The organism is Chromobacterium haemolyticum, assembly GCF_002081825.1.
GTDB lineage: Bacteria > Pseudomonadota > Gammaproteobacteria > Burkholderiales > Chromobacteriaceae > Chromobacterium > Chromobacterium fluminis.
In genome coordinates, this window is the sequence record NZ_MUKU01000003.1 from 17,917 (window position 1) to 29,790 (window position 11,874).

Genomic DNA, 11,874 nt, shown 5'->3' on the forward strand with positions numbered 1-11,874 from the left:
TTCGCGCCATCCGTTTAAGCCGGCGGCGTCCACTGCTCGCCCACCGCCGCGCCGCCCATCGCCGGATCGCTATAACCGTCGCGACCGGTTTCCACCCGGCCGGCGAAGCGGCGACTGAAGCCGGGGAACACCGGCGCGCTGACGCTGACGTCGTACCAGCCGTAGCTGTCCTTCAAGGGCCAGTTCAGCACCGCCTCCCCTTGCGGGCCAACGACAACGCGCTGCGGGTCGGTCTTCGCATAAGCGTTGGCGCGCACCTGGAATTCGCAGTTCTCGCGGCCGCTATTGTGCAGCTTCAGATAAACGTCCCCGGCGGCCGGATCGTAACAGACCTGGATCTCCGGCTGCGCCTTGCTCAAGCGGCCCAACTGGCCGGCGTCGCCGGTGAAATGGCGATGGAAGCCGTTGGGTCCCAGCACCCACAAGTCATAAAGATTGGCGTCGTAATTGACCCGCCACAGCCCGGACAGCTGCTTGCCGGCTTCCACCGCGTAACGGCGCGGCGGCGCGTCCAGATGACGGCGGTCGTAGACGTGGAACACCGCCGTTGCCTGGCCGCTATTGGCGAAAATCAACTCCACCGTGCCGGCGCTGCCGTCCACGCGCGCGCTGGCGTGCAACTCGTAGGGCAAGGCGCGCGAGCGGCGCAGGCCGCTGGACTGTACCGGCAATTCCGGCAAGGCCGGCGCGCTGGGCTTGGTGCGACCGGGCAAGGCGCGCGCCCGCGCCGCCAACGCGGCGGTGGCCGGCAGCTTGGGCAGTTCGGCGTTGGGATTGACGAAGTCGAAGCAGGACAGCAGATCGCCGCACACCGCGCGTCGCCAGGCGCTGATATTGGGTTCCTTGACGCCGAAACGCTGCTCAATGAAGCGGATCACCGAGGTGTGGTCGAACACCTGGGAATTGACCCAGCCCCCGCGGCTCCACGGCGAAATCACATACATCGGCACCCGCGGCCCCGGCCCGTAGGGCACATGGATCAGGTCGGCGCGCTCATTGCTGGTCTCGCTGCTGCGCAGATGATGGTATTCGCCGTCGGTGGCCACGGTGGAGCCCCCTGCCAGCACCGCCTTGGCCGGGTCCGCGTCCCAGCTTAGATAGCTGGGCGCGGCCGGCGGCGGCACGTGGTCGAAGAAGCCGTCGTTCTCGTCGAAGTTGACCAGGAACACCGTCTTGCTCCACACCTCCGGATTGGCAGTCAACGCGTCCAGCACGCGGGCGGTGTAGTCAGCGCCCTGCGCCGGGCTGGACGGCCCCGGATGCTCCGAGCCGTCGGCGGTGGCGACGATGTAGCACACTTGCGGCAAGCGGTTGGCCAGCACGTCCTGGCGCAGATCCTCCAGCGTCCAAGTGGACAAGCCCTTGCTCTTGAGCGCGGGCTTGGCGCCGGCCTCGCCGAAGTAAGCGGCGCGGAAGCTGCGGAAGCCGGCCACCGGGTTGTCGGTGAAGTTATCGGCCATGTCCTGATAGATCTTCCAGCTCACCCCGGCCGCTTCCAGCCGCTCGGCGTAGGTGGTGAAGGTGTAGCCGCCCTTGGGGTTGTAATCGACGGAGTCGTAGGCGTTCGCGATCACCGGACCCTTGCCCTGTTGCAGCGGGTCGTTGCCGCCGCACCACAGGAACACGCGATTGGGATTGGTGCCGCCCTGGAAAGCGCAGTGATAGGCGTCGCACAGGGTGAAGGCGTTGGCCAGCGCGTACTGGAACGGCAGGTCCGCCTCCTTGAAATAACCCATGGAGTGGTTCTGCTTATAGGTGGGCCAGGCGTTCATCGCCCCCTTGCCCCAGGCGTATTGCGCGTCCGACCACACATGCGGCGTGCCCTCCACCCGCATATAGGCGAAAGTCTGCGCAGTGTTGAGGTGGAACGGCGCCACCACCCGCGGCGGCGTGGCGTTGTTTCCCTGATTGGTCTGATACCAAACGGTCTTGCGCTTGAGCAAGGCGCTGTCGGCCAGCGGCAGCGGGAAGCGGTCGCCGAAGCCCCGCACCCCGGCCAGGCTGCCGAAGTAGTGGTCGAAGGCGCGATTCTCCTGAGTCAGGATCACGATGTGCTCGACATCCTGAAGCGTGCCGGTGCGGTTATTGGCGGGAATGGCCAGCGCGCGCTGAATGGAGGCCGGCAACAAGGACAGCGTCAGGGAGCTGGCGGCCAGCGCGCTGCCGCGCTTGATGAACTGGCGGCGGGAAGAGGAAACGGGGGTGTCGGTCATGGCGGGCTCGTACGGGTTCAGGGCGCGCAGCGGAGCTTGGCCGGCGGCTTGGTTTGATTGGAATTGCCGTTGCCCGGTTGGCCGGCTTGGTCCTGATTGTCACCCAGGCAACCGGCGAGCGCGGCCGCCAGCAAACAGGCGGCCAGCCGGCGCGCCCAAGAGGCGGACCTTGGCGAAAGAGTCGTAAGCGTCATCGGAGTGCAGTCGTCTTGTGGCGGCGCGCCGCGCCGCGATGAAAAACCAAGGGCCCGGAAAGCAAAATCCGGGCCCCTGCCCAGCCCGGCTGCGACGCCGGGCGGGAAAACGATAGCGAGAACGCGTTACCTGATGATGGCGGTTTTGTGAAACCGAGAAATCATGATGTCGTCAAGTCAGCGGCGGAGGCGGCGGCGCAAGCGCCTCCGGCGCCACCTCCTCGCTCCGCGCGGAGAAGCGATACCAATCCAGCCGCCGGGTCAGCGTCATGATGGCGGTCAGCGCGGCGAAGAGCAGCAAGCTGCCCAGCAGCAAAGCGTTGTCCTCGGATTGCAGCAGGCCGTACAACACCGCGTACAGCAGGCTGAGCAGTCCGGCGAAGCCCAGGCCGCGCTTCCAGCCGCCCAGGATGTGGCTGACGTAGAAGCCGATCTGGCCGACGCAGGCCGACGCCGCCAGCAGATAGGCCGGCCCAAAGCCCAGATGCTCGGATAGCGCCAACAGGATCAGGAAGAACATCACCAGCGCCATGCCCACCAGCACATACTGGATGGGATGCACGCGCAGGCTGCGCAGCGTTTCCAGCAGAAAGAAGGACAAGAAGGTCAGGCCGATGAACAGCACCGCGTATTTAACCGAGCGCTCGTTCTGCTGATATTGGTCCACTGGCTGCACCAGGCCGGTGCTGAAGGACGGCAAGGCGCTCAAGCCGGACTTTCCATCGCTGAAGGCGGCCTGCTGGAAGCGGTCGTTCAGATTATTGGCGAACCAGCTGCTCTCCCATTGCGCCTTGAAGCCCTTGGCGTCCACGCTGCGCTGCACCGGCAGGAAGTTGCCGATAAAGCTGGGGTGCGGCCAGTTGGACGTCAAGCTCAGCGTGCTGCTCTCGCCCACCGGCACATAGCTGATGCTGCGCGTGCCCTGCAAATTGAGCTGAAAGGCGAACGGCAGCGTCTGCGCCTTGGCAAGATCGAGCAACTGCGGCAGCGGCGCGTGTATGCCCTCGCTCATCCGCGGCAGGCCGGCGCCGGCCGCGAACGGATGCGCCTTGCCGCCGGCGCTCAGTTGCGGCACTTTGCCGATGCCGCGCGGATCGCTGATACCCACCGCCAGATAGGGCGTTTTCAGCTGAATCGACGGTTTGAGCAGCTCAGGCTGCGGCGGGATCTCGAAATGGCCGCTGAAGCCGGCCTCGCTGCCGAAGATCAGCGCCTGATAAATGCCCAGCGAGCGCGGGCTGACCTTGAGCTTGCCGTCCACCGCCAGCTGGCGCGGCAGCACGTAACGCTCCAGCTCGTGCTTGACGTTTTGCGTCTTGCCATTCTGCTTCTCCTCCACGGTTTCCACATAAGGGATCACCAGCACCGGGCCGATCACGGTTTGCTCGCCGCTGGTGCTGGCCACCACTTTTTCCACCGCTTCTTCCTGGTAGTGCTTGCGCTCGGAAATCAGATTGCTGATCGCGCTCACCGGCACCAGCAGCGCCAAGGACAGCGCCAGCAGGATCAGAATTTTGGTCAATAAGGGGTTTTTCTTCATCGCTTGCCTCCTGGTTTCATCACGGGAGACAGCGTAAGTCTTGAGGGTGAAGCGGGAATGGGCTGGTGTGAAAAGCGTGTGAAGTCCGAGCGGCTCAACCCAACGGCAGCCAGAGCCGCGCCTCGGCGCCGCCGTCGGCGTGGTTGAGCAGTTCTGCGCGGCCGCCGTGCAGCTGCGCCACCTCCCGCACCAGGCTCAAGCCCAGGCCGGTGCTTTTGCCGCTGTCCGGACGCGGCAAGGAGTAAAAGCGCTCAAACACCCGTTCCAGCGCGTAATCCGGCACGCCCGGACCGTGATCGCGCACGCGGAGCAGATAACCGCCCTCTTCCGGCGCGCCGTAAAGTTCGATCACGCCGCCCGGCGGGCTGAACTCCAGCGCGTTGTCCAGCAGATTGGACAAGGCCTGCGTCAGCAGCAGGCGGTCGCCGTTCAGGCTGGCTGGGGCCAGCCGGCGCTCTATGCGCGCGTCGCGCCGGGCGGCGGCCAGCGCCTTGCCGTCGGCGGTTTCCTCGATCAAGGCCGGCCAGTCCAGCGGACTAGCGTCCGGCCGCAGCCGCGACTCCACCCGCGCCTGCCACAACAGCCTTTCAATCAACTGCTGCATGCGCAGGCTTTGCGCCAGGATGTTGTCGACGAAGCGGCGGCGCGTTTCCGGCGGCGGGTCTTCCCGCAACAGCTCGCCGGCGCCGCGTATCGCCGCCAGCGGGCTTTTCAATTCATGGCTCAGCGTGTGCACATAGCCTTCCACATAGGCCTTGCCCTCCAGCTTGCGCCGCATCGCCTCCACCGCCTGGCCCAGGCTGTCCAGCTCCGGGCTGCCCAGCCGCGGCACATTGGCCGGCTGGCCGGCCGCCACCGCCTCGGCGTAGCCCACCAGCCGGCGGATAGAGCGGTTGATCCACCACACCATCACCGCGCCTATTAGCAAGGCGGCGCCCAACAGCGCGCCGCCGGCCAGCATGATCTTGCGTTCGCTGCGGCGTATCACCGGCTCCATCGTCACATTGGGTTTGGACACGGTCAGAGAGCCGACAATGCGCCCGTCCAGCCGCACCGGGGCGGCTACGTGCATCACGCTGCTGTTTTCGTCGTCCGGCTTGCTGCGAGTGCTGCGCGCGCCGTATTCGCCGCGCAGCGTGCGGTAAACATCGTTCCAGCGCGAGTAGTCCCGCCCCAGGTCGCGGCCGCTGGAGTCGAAAATCACCACGCCGCGCGTGTCGGTGACGTAGACGCGGAACTCCATATTGTTTTTGACGATGCCGGAAATATTGGCGGCGATGGGCGGCCGCGCCTTGTCGCGGAAGGCGCGGGCCAGCCGCCCGTTGGCGATGTCGCCGTCCGCCATGTCCGCGGCGGCGATGCCGGCCAGCACATTGGCGCTGTCCACCAGCGTGCCCTCGGTGGCGCGCCGCACGCCCGGCTTCACTTCCTGGGTGAAGATGGCCAGCACGAACCAGCCGGCCACGGCCACGATCAGGAAATAACCGAGGAACAGCCGCAGGCCGAAGCGCATCTCACTCGCCCAGGCTGTAACCCAGGCCGCGATGGGTCTGGATGGGCTGGGCGTCGGGGTCGATGTCGCGCAGCTTGGCACGCAGGGTCTTGACGTGGGTGTCCACGGTGCGGTCGAAGCTGTCCTCGGCGTCGCGCCACACCCGCTCCATCAGCTGCTGGCGCGAAAACACCCGGCCCGGCTCCGCCAGCAGGGTTTTCAGCAGCAGATATTCGTAGCGGGTCAGGTTCAGCTTGCGGCCGGCGAAATGGACGCAAGCCCGCGCCTCGTCCAGCTCGAAGCCGGCGGGCGCCGGCGCGGCGGCCGGGGCCTGGCCCTTGGCGTAGCGCCGCAAGATAGTGCGCGCGCGGGCGCTGACTTCGCGCGGCGAAAACGGCTTGGCCACGTAGTCGTCCGCGCCGATCTCCAGGCCGATGATGCGGTCCATCTCCTCGCTGCGCGCGGTCAGAAACATCAGCGGCAGATCCGCGCGCTCGCGCAGCCGGCGGCACAGATCGAAGCCGTTGATGTCCGGCAGGCCCACGTCCAGGATGCACAAGGCCGGGACGGCGTGATCCAGCCGCTCCAACAGCGGCAGGCCGCGCTCGAACCACTCAACGGCGAAGCCGTCGGTTTCCAGCGTGTAGATCAGAGTGTCCGCGATGCCGGCCTCATCCTCGGCCAGCCAGATCAGCGGCTTCATGACCGCGCCGCCGCCGGCGCCAGCCTTTGCGGCAGCATCCGCAACGCCTCGGCGTTGGACGGCGAAAACACCTTGTCGGCGGCCTCGTCCCACGGCAGCCATTGCTGGGCCAGATGCTCGCGCGGCGCCAGCGTCACTGTCAGCGGCTGCTCCAGGCATAGCCCAAACACATGTTCTTCGTTATGGGTGACGCCGTCCGGATAACGGTGGCGCCAATGCGGATAGATTTCGTAGCGGTTGACCAGGCCCCAGTCGCTGAGCCGGGCATCGTCCCGCGTCAGGACCAGGCCGGTTTCCTCCGCCAGTTCGCGCAGCGCGGTGTCGCGCAAGGCCTCCTCGCCCTCTCGGCTGCCGGTCACGGATTGCCAGTAGCCGGGCTTATCAGCGCGTTCGATCAACAGCGCCTGGCCGTCCACGGTGTGGATCACCACCAGCACCGATACCGGTTGCTTATCGCCCATCAGCCCTTGCCTCCGTTGGACGGGCTCTGACTGGCCAGTAAGCCGGCCAGCTCCACCGCGGATTTGACGCCCATCTTGTCGAACACGCGGGCGCGGTGCACTTCCACCGTTTTCATGCTGATGGTCAGCTCTTCCGCAATCTGCTTGTTCAGCTTGCCGGTGAGAATCAGCTGCATCACCTCGCGCTCGCGGTCCGTCAACAAGGACAAGGCGGCGGACACCTTGCTGCGGCGGCCGTGCAGCAAACGGTTCTGTTCATCGCGCAGCACCGCGGCCTCGGCGCGCTCCAGCAAGCGTTCATCGTCGAACGGCTTCTCCATGAAATCCAGCGCGCCCAACTTGAGCGCCGCCACCGCGTGCGGCACGTCGCCGTGGGCGGTGAGCATGATCACCGGCGGACAGTAAGGCCAGCCCGCCAGCTTTTCCAGCAGCATGATGCCGCTCATGCCGGACAGCCTCAGGTCCAGGATGATGCCGTTGAAGTCGCCGCCGTCCTGGCAAGCCAGAAACTCCTCCGCGCTGTCGAAGCCGCTGGCCAGATAACCCTGGCCGTCCAGCAGCCATACCAGCGACTCCCGCACCGCGGCGTCGTCGTCTATGATTGCCAAGCGTTTGCCTGCCATGGCGGCGTCTCCCTTGCCTTAGTCTTGCGGCTTATCGTTGAGAATGCGGATTTCCCGCTGCGGGAACGGCATTTGAATGCCATGTTGCTGGAACAAGCGCCAAATTGCCATATTCAAATCGGATTTCAAACCCATGAAGCCGTTTTCCGGGTCCGCCACCCAAAAGCCCAGCTCCAGATTAATGCTACTGTCGGCAAACAAAGTGACGAAGCCTCGCGGCGCCGGGTCCTTCACAATCCGCTGTTGTGTGCTTGCCGCCTGCTGCAGCAATTCCAGCGCCTTGTCCAGATCCGTGCCGTAAGCCACGGACACCGGCAAGCTGGTCCACATGCTCTTGTCGGAATACGACTGGTTGACCACGGTATTGGTCATCAACACATCGTTGGGAATCAGCGCCTCGGTGCCGTCGGCGCCCTTGAGCACCACATAGCGCGAAGTCATCTTGGTGACGTAGCCCACGCGGTTTTCCACCATCAGCCGGTCGCCGATGCGGATGGAGTGATCCAGCAGGATGATGAAGCCGGACACGAAGTTGCTGGCGATCTTCTGCATGCCGAAGCTCAAGCCAAACACCATCGCGCTGGCGAACATCGACAGCACCGTCAGATCAATGCCCACCACCGGCAGCGCGATCAGCACCACCAAAACCAGCAATATCGTGCGGGTCAGCTTGGCCAGCACGATGCGCAGGCTGGGGTCCAGCTGCTTCAGATTCAGCAAGCGGGATTCAATCAGGCGGCTGACCCACAAAGCCACCATCACGATGATGGACACCCACAACAAACCATTGAGTATGGTCAGCATGTTCAAGCGGGTCTTGCCCACCGAGAACGACATCGACTCCAGCCATTCGATCACCACCATGTCGAAACCGATGGCCCAGCTGACAAAGCCCAGCCACAGCACCGTGGCGAGGAAATGTTCGGTATGGCGTTCGAAACGGCCCTTGGGCAGCGCCTGGCGCACCACAGCGCAACACAGCCGGATCAAGGTCAGCCAGAACAGCATCGCGCTCAGCAGATGCAGCACCATCGCGCGCTCGTGCAGCAGGTGCACCCAGGCGGAGCGAGACAGCATCACCAAGGCCTGCGCCGCCACCGGCAGCACCAGGCGGAAGCCCACATAGGGCAAAAAGCGCTCATAGCGCTCCGGGTTGTGATCGAAAAACTGCTTGAAGGCGAAACGGGCCAGATAGAAGGCGATGAACACGCACAACACGCCTATCGCCGCCTCCATCATGCCGGACGGGGTTTGCAGGATGTCCAGCAAGGCATCGAAGTCGATTTCTTCACGCTTGAACAGCAAAATAATCTCCCTTTTGGAGTCAAGAATTCGAATTTAAGCCGGCTCGCCCGCGGCGCGCTCCGTCTCCGCCAGCCTGCCTTCGTTCAAGCGCAGCGTGCGCTGCGCTCGCGCTGCCAGCTCCAGATCATGGGTCACGATGATCAGACTGGTATCCAGCGTGCGGTTCAGTTCCAGCATCAGATCGAACACCTGCTTGGCGGTGTGCACGTCCAGGTTGCCGGTAGGCTCGTCGGCCAGCAGGCAGGCCGGCCGGGTCACCAGCGCGCGCGCAACCGCCGCCCGCTGACGCTCGCCGCCGGACAATTCGCCCGGTTTGTGCTGCAAGCGCTGGCCCAGGCCCACGCGGCCCAGCATCTCGCTCGCCTCCCGCTCCGCCTGCTTGCGCGGCATGCGGCGAATCAGCAGCGGCATCATCACATTTTCCAGCGCGCTGAATTCCGGCAGTAAATGGTGGAACTGATAGACGAAGCCCAGCGAAGCGTTGCGCATCCGGCCGCGCTCCGCCTCGGACATCGTCGCCAGATCCCGGCCCAGCACCTCCACGCGGCCCTGACTGGGCGTATCCAGCCCGCCCAGCAAATGCAGCAGCGTGCTCTTGCCGGAGCCGGACGCGCCGACAATGGCCAGGCTGGCGCCCTTCTCCACCGTCAGGCTGACATCGGACAACACCGTCAGTTGCAACTTGCCTTCGTTATAGGACTTGCCCAAGCCTTGGCACGACAACACATTACTCATAGCGCAAAGCCTCCGCCGGTTGGGTGCGCGCCGCGCGCCAGCTGGGGTATAGCGTGGCGAACAAGGCCAGCAGCAGGGAAATCAGAGTGATGGTGGACACATCGTTCCACTGCACGTCCGACGGCAGATAGTCGATCATATACACCTCACTGGACAGGATCTTGCTGCCGATGACGCGTTCAATCAGCGGCACGATCACGTCCAGATTCAAGGCAATCAGCACGCCCGAGGCCACCCCGGACAAAGTGCCCAGCACCCCGGCCACCGAGCCCTGGATCATGAAGATTTTCATGATGCTGGCCGGGGACGCGCCCAGCGTGCGCAGAATGGCGATGTCCGCCTGCTTGTCCGTCACCACCATCACCAGCGTGGACACCAGATTGAACGCCGCCACCGCCACAATCAGCGTCAGGATGATGGTCATCATCCTTTTTTCGATTTGCACCGCGCGGAAATAATTGGAATTGGTGTCGGTCCAGTCCGTCACCAGATTCTGCGGCAACTTGGCGCGCAGCGCCTGCTTCACCGTCGGCGCCAGCATCGGGTCGTCCAGCTTGAAGCGCACGCCGCTGACGTTGTCCCCCATCCGCGACAACACCTGGGCATCGCGCAGGTTCACCATCGCCAGCGAAGCGTCGAACTCGAACATGTCCACCTTGAAAATGCCCACCACGGTGAACTGCTTGGAACGCGGCAGCATGCCGGCCGGCGTGATAGAACCCTGCGGCACCATCAGCATCACCTTGTCGCCCAGGCCCACATTCAGCCGGCGCGCCAACTCCGCGCCCAGCGCCATGCCAAACTCGCCGGGCCGCAAATTCTCCAGCTTGCCGGCCACCATGTGTCGGCCCACGTCCACCACCTTGTCCTCCAGCGCCGGTTCGATGCCGCGCACCAGGCCGCCTTGGATATTGCCGTAAGCGGTAAACAGGCCCTGGCTGTTGACGAAGGGCGCGGCGGCCAGCACATGCGGTTGCGCGCCGCCCAGCTGGGCCACCTGCCGCCAATGATCCAGCCGGCCGTCGTAGGTGCTCACCTCCAGATGCGAGGCCACGCTCAGGATGCGGCCGCGGATTTCCTTCTGGAAGCCGTTCATGACCGACAGCACGATGATCAGCGCGGCCACGCCCAGCGCGATGCCGACGATGGAAATCAGGGAAATGAAGGAAATGAAACCGTTGCGGCGTTTGGCCCGCAAATAGCGCAGGCCGATAAAGGCTTCAAAAGGCCAATGCATCAAAAAAGCCCCTTTCCGGAGCGAATCGAGGGTTCGCCGCGCGCGGCGGCCAACCCGAGGGGGTGGATGAAAACGGCGCTCAGCGCCCTTGATAGGGGTTGTGCAGGCTTTGCATCACCTGAACCAGGAAATCCTTGACCTGACCCTCGTCGCAGCCCATCAGCACCGCGTCCTCCAAGGCGTCCTGCGCCAGCTGGGCCAGCTCCTCCAGGTTCTCCTGCATCACTTTCAGTTTTTCCACGCAAGCCACCACATTGCCTTGCGGGTCTTTCCACACCGGTATGTCCACTTTCAATGCCATCGTTTCGCTCCAAAGCACATTGCCCGCAACGCGGGCAATGTCGTTCCTGCATCCTTATCAGCTTAAGCCGCCAATCAACGCTTGGCTTTTTTCTTGGCGCCGGCGGCGGCCTTGCCGCCCTTCTTCGCCGCCGCCTTGCCGCCGCTCTTGCCCTCCTTCTTGGCTTCCGCCTTGCCGCCTTTTTTGGCGGCCACCGGCTTGCACTTCTTGCCCTTGCGGCACTTGACCGCCGGAGCGCTTTCCGCAGAGGCCTTGCGCGTCGACGTCGCCACGGTCAGATCGTCGGACGTGTCCGCCGCCTGCGCCGCCGTGCTGCGATTAACACGACGCGCGCCGTTGAAGCGGCCGTTCCAGTAGCTCTGGTTGATGTTGGCCACTTCGATATTCTTGCCGGTGCGCGGCGCGTGAATGAATTTCCCGTTGCCCATATACATGCCCACATGGGAATAGCTGAAGCCGCGGGTATTGAAAAAGACCAGATCGCCGGGCACGAGTTCGCTGCGATTGATGGATTTCCCCACGCGGGCCATTTCAGCCGAAGTGCGCGGCAAGTTCACTTTCAGGGATTTTTGAAACACATAACGGATGAAACCGCTGCAATCCAGGCCGTTTTCCGGCGAATTGCCGCCAAAACGATAGGCCACGCCCAAGAGGCTCATGGCTTGCAACAGCAAATCCCCCACCGCGTCTTCCGCGGGGGAGGAGAATTTCGAGATGGGATCGTCCTGGCCGGACTGCGCGCTAGCTTCCGCCGCGGGGCGCCCCTCCGGAGGGGCCTTTTCCGGAGCCGCTTCAGCGAATACCATAAAGCCCGCCAGCACCAGAGTCATTAAGCGGAGTTGCAATTTCATAGGGCGAACTCTATCGGACGGGGGCGGCAGTGTAAAGCCGCAGGCAGGCCGTTTCCAGCGCTTTGGACCGGCCCGCTTGAACCTTGGGCGAGACAGCCGGCACTAATGGCGTACAATCCATCGCATTGGCATGGCCGGCGACAAAACCGCGCGGCGGGACGGCGCCGGCGCGCCCGGACGGCAAGCCTTTGTTTTTGAGTAAAAACCCATGCCCACAAG

11 protein-coding genes are annotated in these 11,874 nt (G+C 64.2%); all 11 read right to left on the reverse strand.

Features of this window, described 5'->3' with window-relative positions; translation table 11 throughout:
* Positions 1 to 14: 14 nt before the first annotated feature.
* Positions 15 to 2,213: a phosphocholine-specific phospholipase C gene (locus tag B0T39_RS02415; RefSeq protein ID WP_081544650.1), complete on the reverse strand. Its 2,199-nt coding sequence runs from the start codon at positions 2,211 to 2,213 to the stop codon at positions 15 to 17.
* A gap of 366 nt (positions 2,214 to 2,579) precedes the next feature.
* Entirely contained in the window at positions 2,580 to 3,947 is a 1,368-nt protein-coding gene (gene creD / locus B0T39_RS02420; protein WP_081544651.1) for a cell envelope integrity protein CreD, read from the reverse strand.
* 94 nt (positions 3,948 to 4,041) lie between these two features.
* Positions 4,042 to 5,460, reverse strand: a complete 1,419-nt coding sequence (gene creC / locus B0T39_RS02425) for a two-component system sensor histidine kinase CreC (protein ID WP_081544652.1) — start codon at positions 5,458 to 5,460, stop codon at positions 4,042 to 4,044.
* Position 5,461: 1 nt separating this feature from the next.
* Positions 5,462 to 6,142, reverse strand: coding sequence for a two-component system response regulator CreB (gene creB / locus B0T39_RS02430; RefSeq protein WP_081544653.1), 681 nt, complete (start codon positions 6,140 to 6,142; stop codon positions 5,462 to 5,464).
* Complete coding sequence (nudB, locus tag B0T39_RS02435) at positions 6,139 to 6,603, reverse strand: dihydroneopterin triphosphate diphosphatase (RefSeq protein WP_081544654.1); 465 nt, start codon at positions 6,601 to 6,603, stop codon at positions 6,139 to 6,141. The genes creB and nudB overlap by 4 nt, the downstream gene beginning before the upstream one ends.
* Positions 6,603 to 7,226 carry a response regulator transcription factor gene (locus B0T39_RS02440; RefSeq protein WP_081544655.1) on the reverse strand — a complete coding sequence of 208 codons (624 nt, stop codon included), beginning with the start codon at positions 7,224 to 7,226 and terminating at the stop codon, positions 6,603 to 6,605. Before B0T39_RS02440 ends, nudB begins: the two co-directional genes overlap by 1 nt.
* A gap of 18 nt (positions 7,227 to 7,244) precedes the next feature.
* Positions 7,245 to 8,531: a mechanosensitive ion channel family protein gene (locus B0T39_RS02445; RefSeq protein WP_254894473.1), complete on the reverse strand. Its 1,287-nt coding sequence runs from the start codon at positions 8,529 to 8,531 to the stop codon at positions 7,245 to 7,247.
* A gap of 33 nt (positions 8,532 to 8,564) precedes the next feature.
* Positions 8,565 to 9,266 carry a lipoprotein-releasing ABC transporter ATP-binding protein LolD gene (gene lolD, locus B0T39_RS02450; protein WP_081544656.1) on the reverse strand — a complete coding sequence of 234 codons (702 nt, stop codon included), beginning with the start codon at positions 9,264 to 9,266 and terminating at the stop codon, positions 8,565 to 8,567.
* Positions 9,259 to 10,503 (reverse strand): lipoprotein-releasing ABC transporter permease subunit, encoded by a 1,245-nt coding sequence (locus B0T39_RS02455; RefSeq protein WP_081544657.1) that lies wholly within the window; start codon positions 10,501 to 10,503, stop codon positions 9,259 to 9,261. Before B0T39_RS02455 ends, lolD begins: the two co-directional genes overlap by 8 nt.
* Positions 10,504 to 10,582: 79 nt before the next feature.
* The gene (locus B0T39_RS02460; RefSeq protein WP_048415208.1) at positions 10,583 to 10,804 is read right to left on the reverse strand and encodes a hypothetical protein; all 222 of its coding nucleotides are present in this window, start codon (positions 10,802 to 10,804) and stop codon (positions 10,583 to 10,585) included.
* 74 nt (positions 10,805 to 10,878) lie between these two features.
* Complete coding sequence (locus B0T39_RS02465; protein WP_081544658.1) at positions 10,879 to 11,655, reverse strand: C40 family peptidase; 777 nt, start codon at positions 11,653 to 11,655, stop codon at positions 10,879 to 10,881.
* Positions 11,656 to 11,874: the final 219 nt, after the last annotated feature.